General features: G+C 50.7%; 20 protein-coding genes. 16 read left to right on the top strand and 4 right to left on the bottom strand.

Annotation, left to right across the window (positions count from 1 at the left end; genetic code table 11):
- Nucleotides 1–89: 89 nt before the first annotated feature.
- Entirely contained in the window at nucleotides 90–1,748 is a 1,659-nt protein-coding gene (locus tag M0L20_RS22860) for a carboxylesterase/lipase family protein (RefSeq protein ID WP_248479302.1), read from the top strand.
- Between the two features lie 256 nt (nucleotides 1,749–2,004).
- On the top strand, nucleotides 2,005–2,370 hold the full coding sequence (locus tag M0L20_RS22855) for a hypothetical protein (RefSeq protein ID WP_248479300.1): 366 nt from the start codon (nucleotides 2,005–2,007) through the stop codon (nucleotides 2,368–2,370).
- Nucleotides 2,371–2,474: 104 nt separating this feature from the next.
- Here M0L20_RS22855 and M0L20_RS22850 read toward each other — a convergent pair whose 3' ends face one another.
- Complete coding sequence (locus M0L20_RS22850) at nucleotides 2,475–3,056, bottom strand: Crp/Fnr family transcriptional regulator (protein WP_248479298.1); 582 nt, start codon at nucleotides 3,054–3,056, stop codon at nucleotides 2,475–2,477.
- Between the two features lie 196 nt (nucleotides 3,057–3,252).
- On the opposite strand from M0L20_RS22850, the gene M0L20_RS22845 reads away from it, so the two are divergent.
- Nucleotides 3,253–4,140, top strand: coding sequence for an SDR family oxidoreductase (locus M0L20_RS22845; RefSeq protein WP_248479297.1), 888 nt, complete (start codon nucleotides 3,253–3,255; stop codon nucleotides 4,138–4,140).
- Nucleotides 4,141–4,226: 86 nt separating this feature from the next.
- Here the strand turns inward: M0L20_RS22845 and M0L20_RS22840 are convergent, their stop codons facing one another.
- Nucleotides 4,227–5,183, bottom strand: coding sequence for a glycoside hydrolase family 43 protein (locus tag M0L20_RS22840; RefSeq protein ID WP_354004261.1), 957 nt, complete (start codon nucleotides 5,181–5,183; stop codon nucleotides 4,227–4,229).
- Nucleotides 5,184–5,400: 217 nt separating this feature from the next.
- Here M0L20_RS22840 and M0L20_RS22835 point away from each other — a divergent pair, with 217 nt between their 5' ends.
- The 12 genes from M0L20_RS22835 (at nucleotide 5,401) to M0L20_RS22785 (ending at nucleotide 19,391) form a co-directional block, all read left to right on the top strand.
- Nucleotides 5,401–6,390, top strand: coding sequence for a helix-turn-helix transcriptional regulator (locus M0L20_RS22835; RefSeq protein ID WP_248479295.1), 990 nt, complete (start codon nucleotides 5,401–5,403; stop codon nucleotides 6,388–6,390).
- Between the two features lie 71 nt (nucleotides 6,391–6,461).
- Nucleotides 6,462–6,878: a DUF1761 domain-containing protein gene (locus M0L20_RS22830; protein ID WP_248479294.1), complete on the top strand. Its 417-nt coding sequence runs from the start codon at nucleotides 6,462–6,464 to the stop codon at nucleotides 6,876–6,878.
- 129 nt (nucleotides 6,879–7,007) lie between these two features.
- Nucleotides 7,008–7,607 carry a YdeI/OmpD-associated family protein gene (locus M0L20_RS22825; RefSeq protein ID WP_248479293.1) on the top strand — a complete coding sequence of 200 codons (600 nt, stop codon included), beginning with the start codon at nucleotides 7,008–7,010 and terminating at the stop codon, nucleotides 7,605–7,607.
- A gap of 201 nt (nucleotides 7,608–7,808) precedes the next feature.
- Nucleotides 7,809–8,348, top strand: coding sequence for a hypothetical protein (locus M0L20_RS22820; RefSeq protein ID WP_248479292.1), 540 nt, complete (start codon nucleotides 7,809–7,811; stop codon nucleotides 8,346–8,348).
- Nucleotides 8,349–8,633: 285 nt separating this feature from the next.
- Nucleotides 8,634–9,209 (top strand): carboxymuconolactone decarboxylase family protein, encoded by a 576-nt coding sequence (locus M0L20_RS22815; protein ID WP_232563000.1) that lies wholly within the window; start codon nucleotides 8,634–8,636, stop codon nucleotides 9,207–9,209.
- Nucleotides 9,210–9,305: 96 nt separating this feature from the next.
- On the top strand, nucleotides 9,306–12,098 hold the full coding sequence (locus M0L20_RS22810; RefSeq protein WP_248479291.1) for a TonB-dependent receptor: 2,793 nt from the start codon (nucleotides 9,306–9,308) through the stop codon (nucleotides 12,096–12,098).
- Between the two features lie 5 nt (nucleotides 12,099–12,103).
- Nucleotides 12,104–13,324 carry an MFS transporter gene (locus M0L20_RS22805; protein WP_248479289.1) on the top strand — a complete coding sequence of 407 codons (1,221 nt, stop codon included), beginning with the start codon at nucleotides 12,104–12,106 and terminating at the stop codon, nucleotides 13,322–13,324.
- Nucleotides 13,325–13,383: 59 nt separating this feature from the next.
- Nucleotides 13,384–13,938 carry a carboxymuconolactone decarboxylase family protein gene (locus M0L20_RS22800; RefSeq protein ID WP_248479288.1) on the top strand — a complete coding sequence of 185 codons (555 nt, stop codon included), beginning with the start codon at nucleotides 13,384–13,386 and terminating at the stop codon, nucleotides 13,936–13,938.
- Between the two features lie 15 nt (nucleotides 13,939–13,953).
- A complete protein-coding gene (locus M0L20_RS22795) occupies nucleotides 13,954–14,529 on the top strand; it encodes a carboxymuconolactone decarboxylase family protein (RefSeq protein WP_248479287.1) in 576 nt (191 codons plus the stop codon).
- A gap of 238 nt (nucleotides 14,530–14,767) precedes the next feature.
- Complete coding sequence (locus tag M0L20_RS30150) at nucleotides 14,768–14,902, top strand: hypothetical protein (RefSeq protein ID WP_262923994.1); 135 nt, start codon at nucleotides 14,768–14,770, stop codon at nucleotides 14,900–14,902.
- Nucleotides 14,903–14,923: 21 nt separating this feature from the next.
- Entirely contained in the window at nucleotides 14,924–15,346 is a 423-nt protein-coding gene (locus tag M0L20_RS22790; RefSeq protein ID WP_248479286.1) for a GNAT family N-acetyltransferase, read from the top strand.
- 715 nt (nucleotides 15,347–16,061) lie between these two features.
- The gene (locus M0L20_RS22785; RefSeq protein WP_248479285.1) at nucleotides 16,062–19,391 is read left to right on the top strand and encodes a M43 family zinc metalloprotease; all 3,330 of its coding nucleotides are present in this window, start codon (nucleotides 16,062–16,064) and stop codon (nucleotides 19,389–19,391) included.
- A gap of 433 nt (nucleotides 19,392–19,824) precedes the next feature.
- Here M0L20_RS22785 and M0L20_RS22780 read toward each other — a convergent pair whose 3' ends face one another.
- Nucleotides 19,825–20,793 (bottom strand): aldo/keto reductase, encoded by a 969-nt coding sequence (locus tag M0L20_RS22780; RefSeq protein WP_248479284.1) that lies wholly within the window; start codon nucleotides 20,791–20,793, stop codon nucleotides 19,825–19,827.
- A 90-nt stretch (nucleotides 20,794–20,883) separates the two neighbouring features.
- On the opposite strand from M0L20_RS22780, the gene M0L20_RS22775 reads away from it, so the two are divergent.
- A complete protein-coding gene (locus tag M0L20_RS22775; protein WP_248479283.1) occupies nucleotides 20,884–21,237 on the top strand; it encodes a winged helix-turn-helix transcriptional regulator in 354 nt (117 codons plus the stop codon).
- 155 nt (nucleotides 21,238–21,392) lie between these two features.
- Here M0L20_RS22775 and M0L20_RS22770 read toward each other — a convergent pair whose 3' ends face one another.
- The gene (locus M0L20_RS22770; RefSeq protein WP_248479281.1) at nucleotides 21,393–25,061 is read right to left on the bottom strand and encodes a beta strand repeat-containing protein; all 3,669 of its coding nucleotides are present in this window, start codon (nucleotides 25,059–25,061) and stop codon (nucleotides 21,393–21,395) included.
- Nucleotides 25,062–25,146: the final 85 nt, after the last annotated feature.

Raw genomic sequence — 25,146 nt, 5'->3', positions numbered from 1 at the left:
CCTTGTGTTTTCAGTACCAGCACCGCAAAAGTTGATTACTCGGTGCAACACGGGGTCTATTTCTCTTAAACCATTAACAAAATCAATCGATGAAAGCATCAAGGCGTAATTTCTTGCAATCGCTGGGCGTGAGCGTAGCCAGTGTGGGTATATCCCAGTCAACTATAGCGTCGGATCTGACTCCCCCAAAAGTGGTTAAGCCAGCGGGCGATGACCAAGTTTTATTTGTAGGCGATAACATTGCCATTGCCAATACGCAGTACGGCAAGGTTAGAGGCTTTATACTCCGGGGCATTCATCAATTTTTGGGAATACCCTACGGAGCTGATACGTCCGGTAAAAACCGATTTATGCCTCCTCAAAAACCTACGCCGTGGACAGATATTCGCCCGGCCCTTTGGTGGGGCAACTCCGCTCCCCAGATCATGGAAAAGCGGTACGCTAATCCGTACGCATCCTTTGTCGACCACTGGAACTACGATGATGTGTCGGAGGATTGCCTCAAACTGAACGTGTGGACACCGGCCCTCGATTCACAAAAACGGCCGGTGATCGTCTGGCTGCACGGGGGTGGCTTCGTCAACGGAAATGGCATTGAACAGGATGGGTATCACGGCGAAAATCTGTCCCGGCTGGGTAATGTTATTTTCTGTAGCCTGAATCACCGCCTGGGCGCGCTGGGCTACAGTGACTTGAAAGCCGCCGGGGGAGCTGCGGAGTCCGGTAACGTTGGTAATCTGGACATGGTCGCTGCGCTCGAATGGGTCAAAGCCAACATTGCTAACTTTGGCGGAGATCCGAACAACGTCACCATTATTGGTCAGTCAGGAGGAGGAGCGAAAGTAACTACCCTGATGAACATGCCGTCCGCCAAAGGATTGTTTCACAAAGCGGTGGCACTGAGTGGCAGCTCTTTAGCCGGTGTCAACAAAGAATACGCCGAGAAATTGGGACTCAAGGTGATGGAAGAAGCGGGTCTAAAGCCCGGCGAGATTGGTAAGCTGCAACAGATTCCCTGGCGCGAATACATTGACATTGCCAATCGGGCGGTAGAAAAAATGGCCGACGAAGCGAAACGGCTCAATATTCAGAGAGGTGGTTATTCGCCGGTAGCGGATGGCGTTAATCTGGAAGATAAACCATTTTTCAGCGATCCGAACCATTTTTCGGCTACCATTCCACTAATGATCTGTAGCACCTTTCATGAGCAGAACCCTGACCGGACCGATGCTTCCTTAGAAAGCATTTCACTGGCGGAGGTGAAAGAAAAAATCAGGCCCCGATTTGGCGATAAATCAAGCGAAATTGTTGACGCTTACGCCAAAAATTTTCCGAAAGCTCGTCCAATCGAGATCTGGGCGCTGATTGTTTCTAACCGCAAAAATGCCGTTGCAGCCGCCGATGCAAAGGCGTCCCAACAAAAAGCGCCGGTTTATGTAGCCTGGTTTGGCTGGCAGCCCCCCCTCTTCGACGGGCGCATGCGGGCTTTCCACTGCGATGATATTTGCTTCTGGTTTTACAATACAGACTTGATGCTGACGCATACGGGTGGGGGTAAACGTCCCCGAGCGTTGTCCGAAAAGATGGCCGGTTCGTTCATCAATTTCGTTAAAACCGGTAACCCAAACGGAGGTGGTTTACCGACCTGGAAGCCGTATACCCGTCAAAGCGGAGAAACCATGATTTTGGATGATTCGCCTGCACTGGTCAACGACCCCGACCGCGAAGCCCGAAAAACGTTAGCTTAATCAGTAAGAACGTTGTCATTTGGTTGTCGTGTATCCGAGCTTATCAAACCCGGACACGCGACAACCGAATGACAACGATTGATGCAATGAGGAATGCTGTAGCGATGGCAATTGTATACCAAGATAGTACCGAGTGCGGTTTGACTAACCGAGATTAGCGTTCGACCGTATCCTCACAATGTACACCACAAAAGTGCCAGTGACTTTAGGGTAAGGTTACGGGGTATGATTTCACCGAACATACTCCTCCTCATTCATGGATATTCATTTTTCACTCGATTTTACCACACCGTTTGGCATTGGCGATCAGGTATTTGTGCTGCATCCTCCTAAAGATATCCCTTGTCATGGCGGCCCCGCCTGGAAACCCTACCAGAAAGGAAACATCATCAAAATAAAACTCATTTTTGACCTGAATACGACAAATGGGTTAGCCATTAGTCAACCCGGTGACGAACAGATTCTGCATGTAGACCGGGTAGTATACACGATTATCTGCCCGCCGTTGGACCATCATCACTCAGCCTTTAGTGTGGAATGTCCAACCGATCCGACCAGCGAACCTAGATTGTTTGCGAACGAGGAAGAACTACAGGCTTACCTACAACCCGAAAGTGTGTAAGCGTACAGACAAGCGTAACGGAAAACCGATTCGCTAACCGCCAAAGGCGTTGACGAATCGACGTGAATACAAAGCAGTGGCGATAGGGTGTTTGCGCACAGCCATTAGCCAACCCGATGATGCTTATGCCGGACGCGGCTTAACGTTTCCCGCGACAACCCCAGGTAAGAAGCTACCATGTGCAGGGGTACGCGCCGGAATACGTCGGGGAATGCGTTGACGAAAGCATCGTATTTTTCTTCGGCGGTGTAACTGATGTTGATAAAAATTCGCTGAAGACTCTCGTTCATGCTTTGCTCCCTCAGCCGATCAGACAACAATTTGAACGTCGGTATCTCATCGAACAGTTCGTCCATAGCTTCCCTCGTCCATAGCAGTACACTCGACTCTTCCATAGCCTCGATGCGGTAGTTCGACGGGGTCTGATCCACGTAACTTTCGTGGTCAATCGACCATCCGTTTTCAATCGTAAACCGCATGGTCGATTCTATACCATCCGCTCTGACCCGGTAGGTTCGCAGCAACCCACCAAGCACAAATATTTTGTGGCGGCACACGTCGCCTTCCCGCAGCAGCAGTTGTCGCCGACGCAGGTTTAACGGTATAGAACAAGCGTGTATTTGTTGAAGCTCATCGTCGGTGAACTGAGCTTTCGAGCGTAAATAATGATCAAATTGGTTTATCATTCATCAAAACCCGTTTACCCGTTAACGCATAACAACGTTGTAAGGTGCTTTTTAGCGGCCACAAACGCTAAGCTGCGGTCAATCCCTGACAAAATTGTGTCAAATGACCTCGTTTTCGCCACCTCGTTTCTGCCAATTTTGCCAGCGAATAGATTGAACAGCTAAAAATAGCCAGTAACCATCAACCCAACCAATTATGCGCGTTTTTCTTACAGGAGCCTCTGGTTTTATTGGTTCCGCCATTGTACAGGAATTAATTCAGGCCGGTCATCAGGTAGTCGGTCTTGTCCGCTCGGATGCGTCAGCCAAATCACTTACCGAAGCGGGGGGCGAGCCGTTTATAGGTAGTCTCGACGATCTTGATGGTCTTGCGCGGGGCGCTTCAGCCGCCGATGCCGTTATTCATACCGCCTTTGTGCACGATTTTTCCAATTATGCAGCCTCGGCTCAAACTGATAAGCGGGCTATCGAAACGTTCGGTACGGCACTCGCGGGCTCCAATCGTCCCCTAATCGTTACAGCTGGGATACTAGTCTTACAATCGAGCCACGGCGATCTGATCACCGAGGACGATCTGGCAACTCCGGAACCCCGCGCATCGGAAACAGCAACGATGGCTTTTACGGATTCTGGGGTACGAACGTCAGTTATACGCCTACCACCTTCGGTACATGACAAAGGAGATCACGGTTTTGTCCCCGCGCTGATTGACATCGCCCGTCAGAAAGGCGTATCGGCTTACGTTGGTAATGGCAATAACCGCTGGCCAGCCGTACACCGGCTCGACGCGGCAAAGCTGTACAGGCTAGCATTGGAGAAAGGAACGGCGGGTAGCCGCTACAATGTGATTGCCGATCAGGGTATACCGTTTCGCGAAATTGCCGAAACAATCGGTAAGCACCTGAACCTGCCAGTCGTCAGTAAATCGCCCGAAGAGGCACCCGATCATTTTGCCTGGCTCGCGCGCTTCGTTGCCTTCGATAGCCCGGCTTCAAGCGCAAAAACCAGGGAGCAGCTAGACTGGCAGCCCATGCAACCGGGTCTGATCGAAGATCTTGACATGGGGCACTACTTCGAACGCTGATTTAAGACCCACGCCCGGATGCGTACGGTCAACCATACGTTCTGGGCGTGGGTCTTTATTTGAACGATGCAATCAACACTAGCCATTCACGGTACATACGGCTTGCCAATGCGTAATTTATCGCCTGACAAATCGGCTTCGTACAGATGAGGAACCCGAACCGTGCGACCGTTTACACTTTTGTGGCTATGCATGGACATCAACATTTTGCCATCGAATGTGGTAAATAACATACCATGTCCGTAGTTTGGCGGGGTGATCGGTTCGGCTTCCTGTATCCAGGGACCGTCGAGCGTGCCACTTTTCGAGTAAACAACGCCCTGCGTATACACGTCATAAATCCAGCTTGTCCACAACATTCCTAACCGTCCGGTTTTTGTTTTGAACAGGAACGGTCCATCCGTCACTTTATTTGGGTGGTCGTGTCCATTCTCATCTTTCTCACGGCTCCAGGGAGCATCGCTGGCCCGGAAGAGCAACGTCCCCGCGCCGACGCTTCCGCTTAAATCTGGCTTTAACTGAATCTTTTCAATCGTTCCGTTTAGATTCTGTAGCCATTCGTAGCAATAAACCATATAAGGCTTACCATCTTTATCAACCCAAAATGTTCCGTCCAGCGTGGGCTTGTCGGCGGGTAGGTATGTAGCATCGTGCATGGGTACATAGGGTCCATCGGGTCGGTCGCTGACCAGCACATGACTTGCCCGTCGCTCGATAGGTCGGCCTTGAACCGTGTCGATCATAACGGCTCGGTTGGTAAACGTGGCGAAGTAATAGTAGCGATTCTTGACGTGGTGAATCTCAGCGGCCCAGATCATTGGTTTTGGTCCCATCCACGAGCTTGGATCGGTCTGCGTGACTGAATAGGGTCCCTCCCACGTTCGTAGATTAGCACTTTTCCAAAGCATACCACCTGTCCCCGTCATGTAGTAGCTGTTGGTACTGCGGTCGGCCAGAATAAACGGATCGCTCAACCGAATCGAGTCCAATGGCACATCTTTTCGAATAACAGGAATTCTATTTTCCTGCGCTTTTGCCTTCACAGTGAATAGTAGCCCAGCTATTAGTAGTAATTTGACGATTTTCATGGCATGCGAAATTTTCCAAGCATATGTTTTGCAATGGCAAAAGCACAGCGCAGTTTCTTCTACTTGTCACGTTAGACGAATGAACAGGGTGGACTGATTAAATAAGCGCAGATGAAGCTAATTTTAAGCGGACTAAGTGCTTGGTAGGTTTCCAATCCCAACGGGCTAATCAATGATTGATCACGAGACAACCCGCCTTTCCCGGCTGGTAGCATTGCTAACGTTACTTCAAACAAAACGACTATTGACCGCTACCGAACTGGCGCATCGATTTTCGGTTAGTACCCGTACCATTTATCGAGACATCCGAACCCTTGAACAGGCCGGAATCCCGGTGGTGACCCAGGAGGGTAAAGGATACGCCATGCTGGATGGTTACCGGCTGCCACCCGTTATGTTCACGCGCGAGGAAGCTATCGCCCTCCTTACCGCCGAAAAACTAGCCGCCCGACTCACCGACGCGCAAACGGCTCAGCTTAGTGGCGCAGCCATGGACAAGTTACGCGCTGCACTGCGACGCGCAGACCGCGACCACCTGGAGACACTTGGCCCTCATATTCAGGTTTTGGGTCCGGCCAGTCAACCCGACCCGCCTAATGCTTATCAGCAACTGGTGACGGCTGTGGCGTTGCAGCGGGTAGTCCATCTGAGCTACTGTGCCGCTGCCACCGAGTTACCAACCACGCGCCAAATTGAACCGATCGGACTTTACTTAAGCCAGCAGTGGCACGTGGTTGCTTATTGTCGCCTTCGGCAGGCATTTCGCGATTTTCGGCTCGACCGTATCCAGCACCTAACCCTTAGCGAGGAAGTGTTTACTTCACGTCCGGAAACATTGCAACAATATTGGGCCAGTCAGGACGACGAACGGTCAAAGCACAACGTTATCATTCGCTTTCAGTTCGCTAATACGCGCTCCGCTATGGCGCAGCATTTTCAGAATACCAAACATCAGTACGGCTGGGCACACCAGCAAGCTTTACCCGACGGTAGCTTGGAGGTGACATTTTTTATCGGCTCGCTGACCTACTTGGCTACCTGGCTACTTCCTTACGCCGGTGCCATTACGATCCTCCAACCCCCTGCCTTACGGGAGCGTCTGCGTGACCTGGCCCAGCACGCACACGATTTTTTTTGCGCGCCCGATAGACCTATGACATAAGGCTGTCAGTGCGGGTGATGAACTTTGTAATGTCGAGTGACACTCTTTTTTATCATCCCAAACTTCAAACGATGTTTAACGTATTATCTGACATCAATTGGCTAAGCGTCCTGGTAGCCTTCATTGCTTATTTCTTGCTTGGCCCTCTGTGGTATCTATTTCTTTTCCCGAAACAATACCGGATTTCTTTGGGTAAAGCGCCTGATGCTCAGCTGAGTCAAGATCCTATTTACATTGTGGGCCCAGCGGTATGTACACTCGCTATTACCCTTACCAGCACTGTACTGCTCTATGCGCTGAATAGTACATCGTACAATGACGCGGTATCATTTACCGTACTTGTTGGAGTCGGCTACCTGGTTGCCAATACAATCAACATTGCCATCAACCCAAACATACCCCGACCGTTCCTGTACGGCGTTATTACGGGCAGTTATCACCTCATTGGTACGTTGCTTGTCAGCGTGATCTTAATTGCCATGAAATAAAACGCTACCGGTCAACTGAGTGCACGATGCAAGCTCAGTTGACCAAAGTGTATTTCAGGAGACGTTTTAGTTAAAAACTATGCAATCGAATATTGCCAGAAATCGGTTGACGAACTTACCTACCTCGAGATGAGCCAGACAATGAAAATCGAAGCAAAAGAAATTAGCACGTTTTGCCCGACCAACCGGCAGCAGTGGCGAGACTGGTTGCAGGAACATCATGCTACCGAACAATCCGTCTGGCTTATTTATCACAAAAAGAAATCCGCAATTTCAGGAATCTCTTACAACGATGCCGTTGATGAAGCTCTTTGTTTTGGGTGGATCGATAGCCGGGCCAAGCCAATCGACGAACACACATACATGCAGTTTTTTGGCCGCAGAAAGCCGAAAAGCGTGTGGTCGAAAATTAACAAAGAAAAGATTCAGCAACTGACGGACAGTGGACGGATGACCCAGGCGGGTTTGAATGCCATTGACGTTGCTAAACAGAATGGGTCCTGGACAATCCTGGACGAAGTCGAGGCTCTGGCAATTCCCTCGGACTTGGAAGAGGCTTTTCAACAGACCCCCGATGCAGGAAGCTATTTTCTCGGTTTAAGCAGGTCAGACAAACGAGCTATTCTACAATGGCTTGTCTTGGCTAAACAGTCCCAAACCCGACAAAAGCGTATTGTTGAGCTTATCGAACAGGCCGCCCAGAGACAGAAACCTCCATTCATCAGATAATAAAGAATCCCCTATCCTAGCAGCTTTCTCTAGATGCCCAATCGGGTCAACGGTAGTCACTCATTAACCCGATTGGATACACACTTACTCAAGTTCTAGTTGTTGTTCGCCGCAGAAAAGCAGCCCATTATATATCGCACGCGAGTAGTTATATTTATAATCTTGTATTATTATTGGAAAAATTTATCCTACAGCATTCGCGTGAAGAAAGCGATATCAATCGGTTTGTCCGGATTGTTACTATACCACACGTTGGCGTATGTGCTGGTGTGTATAGGCACATGGTGGCAGGCCGAACATGATCTTTCGCAGCGACTGTCGGTTTATCGTTCTGTCGATAGCTTAGTTGAATTTCAGATTCCGCTGAAAGACAAACCCGACGCTAGTGCCATTACGCGCACTACATCAGATGGGTTTTCGTATCGAGGGCAGTATTATTCGGTAATCAGCATGAGCATCCACGGAGACACGCTGCACATTACCAGTCTTCAAACAGACAGTAATTCGTTTTGGCAGAGTGATTTGCTTTCGTTCATGCAGGAGCACGTAACGGGGGAAACCGACTCGCCCAGTAAAGCGAACACGCTACTGAAATTTTTACTGAAAGAGTACTCCCCGGCCCCCAGGCTTGCTTTTTACTTTTGTCCGCCCAACTGGCGCAATGACATCCGGATCCCTGAAAAACCAGTTCTGTTGCGTCAGCTAGCGCTTCAGGTTTCGTCCCCCCCTCCAGAAGTCTAAGCGGAATGTTCGGTTCGTTTTGTGCGCTACGATTGCTTTCTGGCTTCTGAGCGTACCTGCATAACCAACTCGTGACCCACGGTTGCTTTGAACCGGTTCTAACATTCCTGTAAACCCCTAAAACGTACGTTCGAGCAGAGCGATTCGTGGATCGTTCTGACTTGTTTCTATGCGCTAAAGTAGCGTGTAGAAGCGGTGTGTAATTCCATTAACTAACGACGACACGTTGACCAGACCCGTTACTAGACGTAGCAGGCTGCACCGACATTCCCATACTTCCTTAGTATGCCTCATATTCCTTTACCGGAACATTTGCCGGGTATTACGGGCTTGCTCGAATACCGGCTCGATACGGCCATGCCGATTCGGGAACTAACCCAACTTCTTTTGCGGGGCGAATCGACCTTGACACAGGGCGAACGCGAATTGATTGCCACAGTGGTATCCGCCCGTAACTGTACAAACTTTTGCAACGCAGCTCATACAAAAGCCGCCGACATCCTGCTGGGTGACAATACGATTGCGGCTGCGGTGAAAGCCGATATCGAAACTGCGCCCGTAAGTGAAAAGATGAAAGCGCTGTTGCAGATTGCCGCCCTGACGCAACAATCTGGCCGGGCCGTTACGCCGGAGGCCATTGCCCGTGCCCATGCTTCGGGTGCCACCGACCGCGAAATTCACGATACGGTACTGATTGCCGCTCTGTTTTGTCTTTACAACAAATACGTCGATGGCATGGCAACCATAGCGCCCACTGACCCAGCTTATTATGACACGCTAGGCGACCGCATTGTTCATCGGGGCTACAACCGTCCACCGGGAGGTCATCCAGCTCCTCAACGTAATCATAACAACTCCTAATCCACCCATCACAGCTCAACTTACTTGTCCTATCCGGCATACACAGCGTGTCTGGAGGCTAGCGAGTTGCGCTAATCTTACAAGGTATTTTAACTCATGAATAACAAGAAGCACGCCTTGCTTTTCGCTTGGCTCTGGCTCGTTAGTGCCGTAACACTCGCTCAATCGGTAAACGTAACGGGCTCGGTCATAGATCCTACGACACGCGAACCACTGGTTGGGGCAACCATCATCGCCAAAGGGCAAGCAACCGGGAGGGTTACAGACAATCAGGGTAAATTCAGCATTCCGGCCAATCGGAAGGGGCCGCTTACACTACGCGTATCGATGGTGGGTTATGACTCCCAAACGGTTTCAATCACGGACAACGCCCAACCGTTGACGGTTCTGCTAAATCCGGCCACGAGTCAACTAAACGAAGTGGTGGTCGGTGCGTCCCGCGTGGAAGAACGCCTAGTCAGGGCTCCTGTGACGATTGAGAAAATGGATGCCCGCAGCATTCGCGAAACACCATCCGCTACCTTCTACGAAGGAATCAATAACCTCAAAGGCGTCGAAATGGTGACGAGCGGTCTGACTTATCGACAAATTAACACGAGGGGTTTCGCCAGCACAGGGAACAGTCGCTTTCTGCAACTCATCGATGGCGTAGACAACCAGCCCGCCGGGTTTGGGTTTTCGGTGGGCAACATGTTTGGGCTGAGCGACTTAGATGCCGAAAGCGTGGAGCTTGTCCCCGGCGCGGCTTCGGCCCTGTATGGTCCCGCAGCGTTCAACGGCGCGTTGCTAATGACGAGCAAAGATCCGTTTATTTATCAGGGTCTTAGTGTTCAGGCCAAAGTCGGTGTCAATCATTTAAATGACCCTAACCGGAACGCCGGACCGACATCCCCCGCCGTTTACAACGACCACGCCATTCGGTACACCAAAGCGTTCAATAACAAACTGGCTTTCAAACTAAATGCGTCCTACATGTGGGGGCTTGACTGGTTTGCTACCGATTATACCGACGTAAACCAATCGACACCCTCCGAGCTACGGGGCTCTCAAAATCCGGCCCGGAACGCGCTCAATATTTACGGCGATGAAGTGGTTCGGACGCTGCCGGGCGCGGGGCAAGTGTCACGAACGGGGTATCTGGAAAAAGACCTGACCGATTATAATGTGTATAGTCTGAAACTGAACGGAGCGCTCCATTACCGAATCACACCGAAACTGGAAGCCATCTACACGTTCAATTTCGCCAAAGGAACCGCCAATTATACGGGCTCTAACCGCTTCTCGGTCAACGGCTTCTCGCTCACGCAGCACCGGCTGGAACTACGCGGAAAACAGTTTTTCGTGCGTTGGTACAGCAATGCCGAGGACTCGCATGACTCGTACAATACGCGGTCGCTGGGGCAACAGATCAATCGGACGTGGGTACGCGACCTGAATGGCAACGTGGTAACACCCGATAAGGCCGATGATACGTGGTTCAGCCGGTATGCCGCAGCCTACGGTGGCACCGTTCCTAACGTAAGTGGGAATGACCAGACAGCCGCCCGGAGCTTCGCCGATCAGGGTAGACTACTACCAGGCACGTCCGAGTTTGATGCCCAGAAAGAGCGCCTGACAGCAATTCAGGGGTTAGCTGGTGCGGGGATCTTAAGTCAGACCAGCATGTGGCACGCCGATGGACAATACAACCTGACGTCGGCCTTCAAGAACGCAGCGGAGGTTTTGGTTGGCGGTAATTTTCGGCAGTATAGCTTATTCACCAACGGTACCCTTTTCGATGATAAGGGCGGGCGGATTCTATACCACGAATACGGCGCGTTTGCGCAGGTCAGTAAAGCCTTCCTGGCCGACAAACTAAAACTGACGGTATCAGGCCGGTACGATAAGAATCAGAACTTCGCTGGTTATTTTACGCCCCGCGCTTCGGCGGTATTTTCGGCCACCGGCCGGCACCACTTCAGGGCGAGTTACCAGACGGGCTTCCGCAACCCCACCCCTTCCGATCAATTCATCAAACTCAATGTGGGACCGATTACGATTCTAGGCGGTGCGCCCAGCAACAGCGCGGGTATGAACGTGTACGAAAATTCGTATACAGCGGCCAGCGTCAATCAGTTTGGGGCGGGCTTCGGAGCCGATGTGGGCCGGGTAGGACCGCAACAGGCGTTGCTAAACAACAAAGACAAGTTGCAGAAGGCGAACGTACCGTACATTGCCCCCGAACGTGTCAACAGTTTCGAAGTTGGGTATCGCGCTCTGCTCAGCAACAACCTGTCGGTTGATGCCAACTATTACTACGGCATTTACACTAATTTCATTCTCAACACAGTCGTACTGCGTCCCGGTAGTCCGGTACTCGGCCAGGATGGCAAGCCCAATGCCGCAGCCGCGCAGAATATTTTGAATGGCAACGTTCAGGCGTTTCAGCTTTACACGAATGCGCCTGACAAAGTATCGTCCCAGGGTGCAACGCTTGGTTTGACGTATCGAACACCGGGTGGCTACCAGATCGGTGCCAATGGTACATGGTCGGCGTTTAATATTCGGAATGCAGACCCCAACAACGTGGCGGCTTTCAACACACCCCGCTTCAAAACCAACGTAACACTCGGCCACCGCAACATTGCGCCGAATCTGGGTTTCAACGTCGCATGGCACTGGCAGGAAAGCTTCGAATGGGTGAGTTCGTTCAACGCACTCATTCCCGGCACCGTTCCAGCTTACCACTTGCTTGACGCGCAGGTAAATTACCGAATGCCAACGCTGAAAACCGTCGTGAAGCTCGGCGCTACCAACTTGACAAATCAATACGTGGTGCAAGCGTATGGCTCTCCAGCAGTCGGTGGACTTTATTACCTATCACTCGTTTTTGATCAAGGGTTACGCTAAAAAACATGGAAGCAATTATCACAAAACCCGAAACAACCCAAGCGAACTGGCTCGCTTTTGGCTTGTGCGCCCTATCGTATTTGCTGGGCGGAACGGCCTCTACACTGATGGCAACCTTTCTGCCCGTTGCCATACCCGAACTACTGGGCCAATCCGTCTCAGAAACACAACTGGGCAACATTGGGGCGTATATCAGCGCGGCTTTTTTGTACGGCTGGATGGCCGGGGGACTGCTGTTCGGATTCGTCGGCGACCGGATAGGGCGGACTCGGGCAGTTGCGCTTGTTACGTTTCTTTACGGTGCAGCCATGCTGTTCACTGTTTTTGCCCCGAACTGGCCTCTGCTGTTGCTCTGCCGATTTCTGACGGGAGCGGGCGTCGGTGGGGTCTTACTACTCACTACCGTTTATTTGTCGGAAATCTGGCCCGAAAAAAGTCGGCCCGTGGCGCTGGGTATTTTAGCGGTAATGTTTCCAGTAGGCATTGTGGCCACGGGTGGACTCAACGCGGGTCTGGTACCGTGGCGACAGGCTTTCTGGCTGGGATTGATTCCCGTGCTGGTTTCTCTTCTGATGCTTGTCCGCTTGCCCGAATCCGATAACTGGGCGCAACTACGCCTGCAATCGCAGACGGAAAAAGGCTGGACACCGACTGACCGAACGAATCTGCTGACGGGCGTACTGATTTTTGGCACAGTACTGATCGGGCTTTGGGGCACGTTTTCCTGGATACCGACCTGGGTTCAATCGCTATTGCCAGCCGGTCAGACTGGTGCCCGTGAGCGGGGTCTGACCATGATGTTGCTGGGTATGGGTGGTATCGTCGGTGGTATGCTATCCGGTGTGCTGATTGGTCGGCTTGATTCACGAACGACGCTCTTGCTCACTTTCGCCGGGTGCGCGGGTGGCTGTGCACTGTTGTTTTTAACGAACCGTCAGTTTTCCCCCATCATTTATGCCGAAACAGCCTTTTTGGCCTTATTTTTTGGCATTAGTCAGGGCGCTTTGTCGAGCATTATTCCAGCCTTGTTCCCTGTACGAATTCGGGCGACGGCGGCAGGAATCAGTTTCAACATCGGTCGTTTTTTTACGGCAACGGCGGTGTTTTTTGTCGGAACAATGGTTGCGGCATTAGGCGGCTTCAGTAATGCACTGGTTATTTTCTCCATCGCTTTTCTAGTTGCCGGAATCGCTGTATTCTTTCGGTATAAACCGACTTCTCATTAACTCTACGTAAACGCTACCCAGTTAAACTGACTGTTATTCAGCCTAAAAAATGATCAACGATGCCTCATATTCAACTCAACAACGATGCGCCGGGTATTCGCAGCCTGGTTTTGTTCCGGCCCGACACGGGTAAGCCGCTCTACGAACTGGCCCAGGCGCTGCTTCGTGCCGGTTCGCCGGACAGCACGCTTTCCGACGCCGAACGCGAACTAATTGCCGCTTATATATCGAGCCTGAACTGTACCGCTTTTTGCATGAACAGTCACGCAGCCGCTTCACGCTACCTGTTTGGCGAGCAGGCGACTGTTGTTGATCAAACGCTGCGAAATCCGGAAACGGCCCCTATTTCCCCCAGGCTTCGCGCTCTGCTAACCATTGCCGAGCGCGTAACCGCCGACGCCCGAACCGTGTCGGATGAGGTGGTAGCGGCAGCCCGGGCGGAAGGCGCTACCGACGGTGACATTCACGATACGGTGCTGATTGCGGCTTCGTTTTCGATGTACAACCGCTACGTTGACGGACTGGCCACACTTACCCCCGAAGACCCGGCGGCCTACACCGCGATGGGCGAACGCATGGGTACGCTGGGTTATGCTTTACCCAAATCGAACTAAACCATAACAGACACAATGCCTCACATCAATTTCGAACCCGGTCTGCCGGGTATTCGCGGGCCAATGGCATTTAGCCCCGAAACGGCCCGCCCCCTCAACGATCTCGTCAATGTATTACTTCGCACCAACGCAAGCCACCCTGACTCGACGCTCAGTGAGGGCGAACGAGAACTGATCGGTACGTATGTGTCGTCCCAAAACGATTGTTTCTTCTGTCAGACCATTCACGGAGCCGTCGCCAGTCATCACCTGGGCGATGACGATTGGTCGCTGGTAAAATCGGTGAAACAGGACTTTACTCAAGCAGCTCTATCCGATAAACTGAAAGCCTTATTGGTTATTGCTGGTAGTGTGCAACAGGGCGGTAAACACGTAACTGCCGAACAGATTGAAAACGCCCGCGCCAACGGTGCTACGGATCGTGACATTCACGATACAGTATTGATTGCCGCAGCGTTCTGTATGTTCAATCGCTATGTCGATGGGTTGAATACGTGGGCACCCGAAAACCCAGACCTGTATCGCTACCGGGCGCAGAAGGTAGCCGAATACGGATACACGCACGAAGACCACTACATGCCCCCCTCCTGATCAGCGAACACTTGTTCAGTAGCTCTTTAGTCAATGGGAAACAGTTGGTACCTCATCAAGAGTCAATTGTTTCCCATTATTTAAGTGATTACATCAACGAAACGCGTTGATCTTATTGACCTAATTCTTTCTTAGGTAAGCGAACTGCCCATTAGGATGAAACTTGCGCGTTGCTTTATCCCCTAAACTTGCCCTAAAAATTAATGTATCTAACTTTATATCAAACTATTATCGCAAATTGAATTATACATACCGGACACCCATCGAAGTTCAGCCGAGTCGGCATTCTGGTCCTCCGCTTAGTATACTGCTTGTGGGTTCGCTCCGGCGTACTGGCCTTGACGAACCGGCTACTGATAAACCCGCTGACTAATAAACCATAAACGCTGGCCCTATGCCTCTTCAGATCGTCGAACGCGACATCACCCCCCGAGAACTCGAACGCATGAATGCCGGCTTCATCGAGCACGGGCTTGAGCATGGCGTCGAGCCCTTTACCCAAACGCAATACGGCTATGCGCTCGTTGATGAGGACAGCTTCGTAGGCTGCATCAGTGGCCTGACCAACAGCGACACCTGGTTTTACATCACTGATTTGTGGCTGGAAAAACCCTATCGTGGACGAGGCACTGGAGGAGCGCTAATGAACCTGCTTGAGCAAAAGCTTCGGCAGCTAGGCATTCAGCATGTCTATACTTGGACGGCGGGTTACGAAGCACCGCCGTTTTATCTGAAACAAGGCTACGAAATTTTTTGTAAGCAGGAGAACTTCTACCCGACTGGTCATAGCCGCGTGGGCTTTAGGAAAAGCTTGTAAGCCTCAGCTGTTAAACTGTGTGGTCCTCAATTTGACACCTAGTCTTCACTTTGTATGGGAGAGCGTTTGGAGATTTAGTTATTACGCCAATCCAGCTCTGTTCTGCTCCTTGTGGAGCAAATCTGTGAGCAATTTTGTCAATGCTTCTAGATCTACCGGCTTCACCAGATGACCATCAAAACCCGCTTCCTTAGTTCGCTGTCGATCTTTCTCTTGACGTACCCCTCAAGGCTATCACGACCATATCTTGGCCCCAAACCTGTTCGCGGATCAGGTGGCAAGTAGCATAGCCATCCAACTCCGGCATCCCAATATCCAGAGGAATAGCTAAAGGACGTAATGCTTCAGTAATCGATCAGGCATCGAAGCGATTTATTAGAGAGCACCTTACATAACTATCCCATTCGATTCGTGGCCTGCGGTTGACTGGTTACTTTTGGCCGATGGTCAAATCGTAATGCAATCTATTAAGCCAGTACGTTAAATTTAGCAACCTCAATTCATACTACTACTGCATGAGCCATGCTACTGAACGTGTGGCTTAGGTTAATAGTGCGTAACGCATAATCACAATAGGATACTTATTAATCAACTCTACTACAACATATTATTTCATAAACGGTATTTATAAAGCATCAACCGTGTGCTACCTTTCTGGAATCTTACCGATTAGAATACCTCCACCAAGTAAAATAATCTACTTTCTTTCCATTTCATGAATAGAATCTTTACCGGTATCATCAGTTGGCTACTCTTATTAATTTTTAACGCTCAGTTGCTGGCTCAATCCCCTGCAAGTCAACTTCCCCAATGTGGTACTGAAGATCTGGCACCACAACAGATACGGCAATTGCTTCAGCAGGGCAATCTGGCGCTGGAACGCAAACGAGCCTCGGGGGCCGCCTTCACTGCCATCACATACATACCCATTCGCCCCCACATCGTTCGCCGAAGTGACGGTTCAGGCGGCTTTACGCTGGACAACTTAAATCAGGCTATGGCTATCAATAATAGCTACTTCCTCTTGAACGGTTACGGTATTCAGTTCTATTTCGCGGGTACTACCCCTGATTACATTGACAATGATGAATTAGATAAGGAGTTTCCCTATCCAACTGGCTCTCAAGTAGATGGGCGAGATGCCACCAACGCATTGAATCAATACTATGTGAATCAGTTTACAAACAACGCTATAGGGGGGTACGCTTACTTTCCGATCGATAACCTTTATTCAACACGATCGTTTATCGGGACTTATAATAATAACCAAATGGATTATGTTACCCATAATACGATTCCTCATGAGCTAGGCCACAACTTTAATCTCTTCCACACCTTTGGCGGTAATGAATTAGTCACCCGGGGAAGCGGAGCCAACTGTACGACCGATGGTGATCTGATCTGTGACACGCCCGCCGACCCCTATAAAAAGCCCGGCGCTAATATGATCTATATAAATGGTTGTCTTGAGTATGATCCAAACAGCACTGCCCGTGATGCCAACGGAGAAGCTTACTCACCATCTGTATCAAATATCATGTCGTACTACTTTGGCTGTCGGCACGATTTCACCCCTGGTCAGTATGACCGCATACAGGCAGCTTTAGCCCTGCGCCAAACCCACACCACTTACTCACTTAATGCACCACCCACCGATGCTCCCGCGCCCAGTAATTTACGCGTTAGCCTGAACGGCACCTTAGTGACCTTGACCTGGCAGGACAACGCGACGAACGAAATGGGCTATTTCATTGAACGGTCTACCTCACCCACTACCGGTTTTGTTCCTGTTGGCGGGGTAGGCCCCAATGCAACCACCTTTATAGACAACCGCGCCACTGCGGCAAACCGTTATTACTATCGTATTCGTCCCTCGAATACCACTACCGGAAGTATTAGTTCAACCATTGACATTTCAATTTCAACGTTAACGACGACTCTTAATGGAAATTCCGCGTCACTAAGCTGGCCATTTGCGGGAGTAGGTATTACCTATGAACTACAGTGGAGGGCGGTCAACACCCCCACCTGGAATACCGTGACGAATCTAACGGAAAACAGATTCACTCTTTATGCACTACCAACCAACACAACTTATGAGTGGCAGGTCAAAACGACAGGTGGCAATCAGTATGAGGGACCCGTCAATTTTACTATCCCCTGTCAGGTACCTGCCTACCCGTATGCTTATCCGGCCCGTATATCTGCCTCGCTCTCCTGGAGCACGGCAATTATCGGCCAATCGTATAGCCTGCGCTGGCGGGCGAAGAATGATCTGAACTGGACCGTTGTGAATAATCTTGGTGCGAGCACGGGATACTATTCACTGACAGGCTTACAACCGTCGACCGCCTATGAATGGCAGGTACAAGGTGTCTGTTCACCAACAGTAAGTTCTGATTTTACCCCCTTACAGTCCTTTACAACTTTTTCTTGTCAGCCTCCTTCCTCTTTGAATACAACCAGTATCTTATCCTCATCAGCTTATCTCTACTGGTCAAATAATTATTATGAAGAAGGGCGTACTAGCGAGCTTAGGTATCGAGCGGTGGGCAGTGCGGATTGGACGGTGGTTAGCAGCTTAACTGCGACAGCTTATTCGTTAACTGGTTTGGCCAACAATGCCCAATATGAATGGCAAGTGAGAAATATATGCCCGGGTGATCAGCAATCCGACTTTTCGGCGTCGAGTTATTTTACCACTGTATGCGCCATACCGCAAGGTCTTCGTAGCAGCTCAACGGCTACGAGTGCTCGCTTATCCTGGTATCTCAATGGGGAAACAGAGAAGGGAGGTAGCTTCGAATTACAGTATCGGGCAGTAGGCAATGGAGAATGGAGTACCATCAGGAACATAAGCAGCTACAACTATAGTCTGACGGGCCTTCCTACCAATGTGACTTACGAATGGCGAGTGCGTCAAGCGTGTTCTGTGAGCGCTCAGTCGGAATATTCCGCAACCGCTAGCTTTACCACTCGGTGTAATCCCGTTACAGCTGGTAATGCATATGTCTCTTATGTCACCTCCATATCAGCTCAGTTCTTCTGGTATGTTGAAAACGAAGCGGGAACAACCTATGAAATCCAATACCGTCCATTAGGCTCTTCCGAGTGGACAACGACTATTAGCAATCTGACTGCCACCACGTCAAGCGGTAATTTCAATGTCGTTGATTTACCCAATAATACCACCTTTGAATGGCAAATCAGGACAACCTGCTCAGCTTCGGTTAGTTCCGCGTTCACAAGAGGATCAAATTTCACAACTCAATGCCGAACGCCCACAAATCTCTGGAATTCGTCAACTGGTGTTTCAAAGGCTTCGCTGAGTTGGCTTATGATGGGGGTTGGCGTTACATACGATCTGAGATATCGGCGTGTAGGTACGGCTGACTGGATCGTGAAAGACAATCTATCATCGACTACTATTGAGCTTACTGGTCTATCAGGGAACACACCTTACGAGTGGCAACTTCGGACCCGTTGCCCAGATGGACAATACTCGGACTATTCGGTGATGGCTACTTTCACGACGCAGCAATGTTCTGTTCCTTATTCCATCACTTCGTACGATATCACAGAGAAGTCGGCAATACTCAGCTGGTATTACTCCAGTTTTGACAGTGGCACACGGGCCGAAATCCGCTGGCGGGCCGTAGGATCTGACAACTGGACAACGATTAGTAATCTAAGCCTTAATTCGAACGGTTTTAATACCTACAGCTTAACGGACCTGACTAGCTCAACCCAGTACGAATGGCAAGTGCGGATACTTTGCACACCAACGGAAAGTTCTGCTTTTTCAAGTTCAGCAGTATTCCAAACCAAAGCGCCCTGCGATCAGATGTATACACTAAAAGGTGGCAACTGGAATGATGCGAGTGTATGGTCCTGTGGCCGTCTACCGATTGCCACCGATACAGTGCGCGTAAAGCATGCGGTTAGAATTCCCCAAAATTATCAGGCTACGGCTCGTAGTCTAGTTTATGACGTTGCGGTTCCTGTCACCTGGTCAAGCGGGGCTCGTTTATTATTGACACAGTAAGGTTTTAAGCTGGAGCCGTTATGACTATCTTCACCGCCTATTCGTTACGGCTCCGGTTCAAATCATTCAGGAATAATTTAGCCAATACTATCTGCTTGGTATAATTTCCACATAAGTATCTAGCTACTATATGAGACAGAAACTTTACTATATGCCTAAAAAATCAATTAACTAACCAATTACACTTTTACATCACCTACTAAATCAGTGTATTTATTGAGCGGTTGCTTACTTAGGATCAGCTTGATTTGTTTGTAGGGCTGGCACCGAACGATGGAAGGATTGATCCGGCCAAAATGTTGAATCTTTACAGGAGCGCTGATTTAGCACAGTATATTTTCGGAGTAGGTTGTCAGCTATTATATTTTACAGATCGGCGTTCATTTCATTTGGTAGTATTTTAGGAGAGTAAATAACTTCAGCGCGTAATATCTTAATAGTGCTTTTGCACACTAGCTAGCAGATCGTGAGGATAGCCCAGTTTGATGGCACTCAACTCATCCAAAAGCTGTAACTGGTCTGCTGATAAACCAAGAGCGGCTGCCCTCAAACTGCTTTCCAACTGGGCCAGGGTGCGCGCTCCAATGATCCCAAAGACGCCTTTGCTTAAAACCCAGGCTAGCGCGAGCTGCCCCGCCGTAGCGTCAAGCTCTTTGGCCATCCGCTCCAGTTGATTCAGGATCGCCTTTGCTTGCTCATCCTCTTGGTAAGTGCCCGCTGACGACAGCGTTAACCGCCCTGATGCCCCTTGCCGGTATTTCCCCGTCAATAAGCCTCCAGCTAAGGGAGAATAGCCCATTTTACCTAAACCAAAGTGCTCCGCCATTGGCATCAGTTCACGTTCCGGCGTCCGTTGCAACAAGTTATATTCATATTGCACAGCGGTCAGCGGTATAGAAGCAGCAATGATCGCTGCTTTCCAGGCCGGAAAGTTGGCCAAACCCACGTACAACACTTTACCCGTCCGCACCAGATCGTCCAGACCTCGAATCGTTTCCTCTAGTGGGGTTACCCCATCATCAAAATGGGGCATGTATAGGTCGATATACTCCGTCTTCAGCCGTCTCAAGCTGCCTTCTACGGCTTGACGCATCGCTTTTCGGTGATTACCCGCATTAGCCAACGAGGGTTCCGCCTGATTGCTTCGGGTATACTTCGTACAAATGATAAAATCGTGTCGGTTGTGTTCGGTAAAGCGGCCAACTGTTTCTTCCGCTTGGCCGAATTGATATTGATCGGAGACATCGATAAAGTTGCCTCCCTTATCGGCATAAGCCGACAGGATCTGAAGAGCTTCCTGGACTGGCGTGCCATAGCCCCGGCGGTCACCTAACTGCGAGCCACCCAGAATCAGCTCACTCGCCGGCAATCCAGTTTGGGTTCCAAATAGTTTGTAATTCATTCTACAAAAGACTGCCTTAATTAAAATTGAGTCAAGTAGGGCTAAATTCAGCCGTATGCAATCGTGTCTGTATGGATTTATCTTTGCGGTATGTACGAGCGAAAATTACCCCTCGAGCTGGACTGCGGCCTTCACCTGTTTATGGAAGTGCTGAATGGAAAGTGGAAGCTAAGCCTGATCTGGAGCATTCATTCGGGCATCCGGCGGCCTGGTGCCTTGCATCGTAAACTCTCCCGAGCGTCTCGCCGACTCTTAGATACTCAATTGAGCCAATTGGTCGAGCAGGGTATCTTGTCCAAAACTAGTTTTGTTCAAAAGCCCTTAAAAGTGGAATATCAACTGACGGACTTGGGCCAAAGTTTGATACCAGTGATTGAACTGACCGCCCAATGGGGTGAGGCTCATCGAGATGTATTGGAACCGCTTCTGATCAACGAGCGGTGAACACCGTCCTGATTGGGCATTTCCTGAAATATCATGTAGGGAAATTCAGATGTTTCGCCCATGAGCGTTTTAGTAAAATTCCCTTATGCCCTTAACTATTAAAACGCCCGGACTAGCCATAGCCCGGGCGTTGCTTTTATCTATCTGTTAATCACTTAGGGTTTCAACAACTTAACCTGCTGACGCTGAGTAGCTGTACTTACATCCAGTAGGAGTATGCCGTGAGCACTGCTCACGGGTACGCTCACTCGTTCAACAGAACCAGCCTCTTTGATGCTAAACCCATGCAGTGTCTTACCCTGTAAATCAACCAGCTTGAGCTGTACGGCTTGACCACTTACTCCGCTGATCTCGACCTCCGCCGATGGGCCTACCACCGGGTTGCCCAGCACCTTTACCGCTAAACCACGACCCTCATCCTGCGAGGCCACGCGCGAGCTGCCTGTGGCCGTCGGCTCGATACCGTAGAAGATGGTGCCGTTCTGATAAGCCGTGATGCGGGGGTTGAGCGTGTAGCTGCTGTTGTTAATATACGAGTAGTCATCAGGCTGGAAGAAGCTGCTGTAGTCCTGCTTGTTAACCTGGATCTCCAGCGGGCCTGAATCGCCCATCGGTGCCAGACTGCCTGCTCCCCCGTTGAAGCTGTATTCGATGTAGCCCGTAGCTCCTTGACGAGCCGGACTAATAGGCACATACCGCAAGTTTAAATTACCCTGACCAATCGCTACAAAGTTTTTCTGAAAGATCAGGCCCACGTTATCCTCGGTGGTTAGCCAGTAGCGCAGGGTGATGTTGCTGTAGGCGAACGGGTCACGCCCTACATTTTGCAGGATCAGGTAGGGCTTGATGGTGTTGTTGCCCAGCTGGCCGTTGTCAGGATCACGCGAAAGCACTTTGAGCGTAGGCGCTACTACCGTTACCGTAGCCGTAGTTGCTGGGCTGGTGCAGCCGTTGCGAGTGCAGGTGGCCGTGAAGGTCTGCGTCCCCAGGTTACCGGTCGAGACGGCCAGCGTGTTTGCACTGCCCCCTCCCCAGTTGATAGTGCCACCCGTACAACCCGAGACGGTCAGGATCACATTACCTACGTTCTGGGAGATAGTCAGGTTGCTGACTTCTGCCGGGTAGGGATTGCCCGCCTGGGTGACCAGCACCGGAGCGGTGGGCACTTCCTTGACGGTAACGGTTTGGCTGGCGGAATTGGTGCAGCCATTGCTGTTGGTGTAGCGGTAAACTACCGTGTGAGTCCCCAGCGCTAAGTTGGCCGGAATAAACTCAGTGGCCGAGTTGCCGTCAATGGTAAAGCTGCCGCCTGCGGGTGAACCGGTAGTGGCTAGCGTAATAGCCGCTGCATCCTGGCAGTAGGCATCCGCCAAACCCGGTATGGATACTACAGGTAAGGGATTGACCGTTAGCGAGGTGTTCTGACTAGTTGCATCCACGCCGTTGCTGACCCGCAGGGTGAAGTTCTGAGCGCCTGAACCACTGGTGGTCACCGTTTGGCTGAAGGCGTTGACTGTGCTACCCGTTATGGTTTGGTTACCACCGGTGAGCGTATAGCTATAGGTACCCGCGTCCCGACCAACAGTGGCGCTAAAAGTTACAGGGCTACCTACACAAACAGCAGCGGGTGTACTCGAAAAGCCGCTGATGGTGACGGGTGGGCGGTAGGTAAGGCTAAAGGTACTAGCCGCCGTGTTTCCATTACCGGCCAGGTCTCGCGCGCTGTTGGCCCCAAGATTTACCGTGATCAGTCCGTTAGCCGAGGGAGTCACCTCGAAGCTGTAGGTGGTACCACTACCCGAGAAGTTGCTCCGGATACCATTCGCTACTTGAACGCTACTGCCTGACAAGCCCGTCACGCTTTCCGAGAAAGTTAACGTAAAGGAGATAGGCCGGTCAGGCGTGTCACTTCCTGATGACCCCGACGAAGAGCTGATACTTACTGTAGGGGCTACTGTATCCACTGTAAAGTTATTGGTGTTCGAGCTAGCGCTAGCAGCACTGCTACCGATTAGCGTCGTGGTCCGCACGCTGTGGCTGCCCTGTCCTAGCGCTGTCGGTTGAGTAAAAGAAAAAGTGCCCCCACTGGCAGTCGTGGAACCAATTATGTTGTTGTCCACGTATACCGTTACTGTACTGCCCGCCTGAGCTGTGCCGGTGTAGGTGGGCGAAGTGGTAACGATCAGGGCTTGATTACTCGGTGTATTTACCACCGGTGCATTGGGCGTAGTCGTGAAGGTCATCACGCTACCGTAGCTGGTGCCGACCGAGTTGATGGCATAGGCACGGACCGAATAAGCAGTGCCGGGTGTCAATCCGCTGACCGTTTGGGAAAAATTGCCCGTATTGTTGCCATTGGTCACTTTCGTATTACTGGTAGTAGGTGTACCACTACCCGCTACGTAGACGATACCTCGCTCGGTAACGCTGGCTCCGCCGTCAGCCGTCACGTTACCGCCTAGTGTTGCGCTGCTCGTCGTGATAGCACTGGGTGCTGCGCTGGTCACGGTAGGCGCGGCAGCTTGTTGAGCTTGAACGGTAGCCGTGGCATACCATAATCTACGGGTGTTCGTCTCACCACATTGTTGTTCGTTGCTTGTATTCAAATTATCAAACAGCACCACAATTCGACCATTAGGCGCTAGTATACCCGAGGGAAAACTCGCCACGCTGCTGCCCTGCGGGGCCGTGTAGGCGAGCGCCGTCGTCCAAGTATTAGTCGTTCCGCTGGGCTGATAAGCAATTCGTAGGCCGCTGGATTGATAGACAAACGCTTTATCGCCATTACTATTTATTCGGAATGACCCCCGAACGATGCTGCCCGATAAATTACCATTGATCCGCTGCGGTGTCGAAAAGTTACCCGCACTATTGTTTGTATAATTAATCTGTCCGGGGTAGCCGGAATAAACGATATGCACTTTGTTGGCAGCGTCAGTATCAATGCCTAAGCTACTACCCTGAATTTTATCCTGCTGACCTTCCGCCAACACAGTAGGGGTTGCCCAACTTCCGGTGCTATTGGTCGTATAGATCAATCCCCCATTACGGCCTTCTCCGTTCGTTTCCCGCTGAATAGCAAAGTGTGCTTTAGTGTTGCCATCAACAGCCATGTCGAAAGTAATTATTTCGTTACTGGCGGGTTCACCACCGGACTGCGAAAAGGCATCCTCGCCCGTCCAGCTAGTACCGGACTGACGATAGTACCGAACGCTATAGGTACGGGGTGAGTTAGCGTCACTAAACAGAAAGGCAATATGCGGCTGATTGTTATTATCCAACTCTAAGACGGGATTGTCCGTGTTTTTCCATCCGTTGGGATCTGAATACGTTTGAACCTCACTAAACGACCAAGTGGTACCGTCGCTACTAAAGCCGTACCAGACTCCTCGGGTACTGGTAACGCCCGACCCCCGAGAGCCCTGGAAAGTAACGTGATAGCGGCCCAGCGCATCAATGGCTAAATCAACGTCATCACTGGCCCCGTCAAAACTGGGTACCTTGATCGAGGCACTTCCCCCCGTTGGCGAAAATGAACTCACCGTTGCCCAGCCGCTGCCATCAAATCGGATGAGTCTGTAGATTGCCTCATCGCCAGCCCCCTTGCGCCAGAAGCCATAAACTTTTCCATCTTTAGGGTTAGCGGCTAGAGCGCTGAAAGGCCAGTTGCACCCGTTGCCTTCTTCAATTTGAGCCGCGGTGAACGAGGAGATTTGTGCGTTTGCCACCTGGGCAAAGCTGACGCAGGCTAATAAGAGTAGCCACACTATTGAGCGATTGGCTAGCTTCTCGATTTGACTTGAAAAGAAAGTAGAAATGAGCATAGATAGGAAAGCGTTAAATTGAGATTATGGGTGTCATGAAAAGGAGCGCTAGTTAAAGGAGTCATTGAATACTTAACTATATGAT

It is taken from the genome of Spirosoma liriopis (assembly GCF_023196085.1).
GTDB classification, from domain to species: Bacteria; Bacteroidota; Bacteroidia; order Cytophagales; family Spirosomataceae; genus Spirosoma; species Spirosoma oryzicola.
Note: the sequence above shows the minus strand (reverse complement) of the source record. Positions and strands in the feature narration are given on the sequence as shown.

What these genes read in the sequence shown, in the direction of transcription:
- M0L20_RS22835 (WP_248479295.1), top strand. Translation starts at nt 5,401, where the DNA reads ATGATTGATCACGAGACAACCCGCCTTTCCCGGCTGGTAGCATTGCTA.
- M0L20_RS22785 (WP_248479285.1), top strand. Translation starts at nt 16,062, where the DNA reads ATGAATAGAATCTTTACCGGTATCATCAGTTGGCTACTCTTATTAATT.
- M0L20_RS22850 (WP_248479298.1), bottom strand. Translation starts at nt 3,056, where the DNA reads ATGATAAACCAATTTGATCATTATTTACGCTCGAAAGCTCAGTTCACC.
- M0L20_RS22825 (WP_248479293.1), top strand. Translation starts at nt 7,008, where the DNA reads ATGAGCCAGACAATGAAAATCGAAGCAAAAGAAATTAGCACGTTTTGC.
- M0L20_RS22775 (WP_248479283.1), top strand. Translation starts at nt 20,884, where the DNA reads ATGTACGAGCGAAAATTACCCCTCGAGCTGGACTGCGGCCTTCACCTG.
- M0L20_RS22770 (WP_248479281.1), bottom strand. Translation starts at nt 25,061, where the DNA reads ATGCTCATTTCTACTTTCTTTTCAAGTCAAATCGAGAAGCTAGCCAAT.
- M0L20_RS22805 (WP_248479289.1), top strand. Translation starts at nt 12,104, where the DNA reads ATGGAAGCAATTATCACAAAACCCGAAACAACCCAAGCGAACTGGCTC.
- M0L20_RS22855 (WP_248479300.1), top strand. Translation starts at nt 2,005, where the DNA reads ATGGATATTCATTTTTCACTCGATTTTACCACACCGTTTGGCATTGGC.
- M0L20_RS22815 (WP_232563000.1), top strand. Translation starts at nt 8,634, where the DNA reads ATGCCTCATATTCCTTTACCGGAACATTTGCCGGGTATTACGGGCTTG.
- M0L20_RS22780 (WP_248479284.1), bottom strand. Translation starts at nt 20,793, where the DNA reads ATGAATTACAAACTATTTGGAACCCAAACTGGATTGCCGGCGAGTGAG.
- M0L20_RS22800 (WP_248479288.1), top strand. Translation starts at nt 13,384, where the DNA reads ATGCCTCATATTCAACTCAACAACGATGCGCCGGGTATTCGCAGCCTG.
- M0L20_RS22810 (WP_248479291.1), top strand. Translation starts at nt 9,306, where the DNA reads ATGAATAACAAGAAGCACGCCTTGCTTTTCGCTTGGCTCTGGCTCGTT.
- M0L20_RS22790 (WP_248479286.1), top strand. Translation starts at nt 14,924, where the DNA reads ATGCCTCTTCAGATCGTCGAACGCGACATCACCCCCCGAGAACTCGAA.
- M0L20_RS22845 (WP_248479297.1), top strand. Translation starts at nt 3,253, where the DNA reads ATGCGCGTTTTTCTTACAGGAGCCTCTGGTTTTATTGGTTCCGCCATT.
- M0L20_RS22795 (WP_248479287.1), top strand. Translation starts at nt 13,954, where the DNA reads ATGCCTCACATCAATTTCGAACCCGGTCTGCCGGGTATTCGCGGGCCA.
- M0L20_RS22830 (WP_248479294.1), top strand. Translation starts at nt 6,462, where the DNA reads ATGTTTAACGTATTATCTGACATCAATTGGCTAAGCGTCCTGGTAGCC.
- M0L20_RS22860 (WP_248479302.1), top strand. Translation starts at nt 90, where the DNA reads ATGAAAGCATCAAGGCGTAATTTCTTGCAATCGCTGGGCGTGAGCGTA.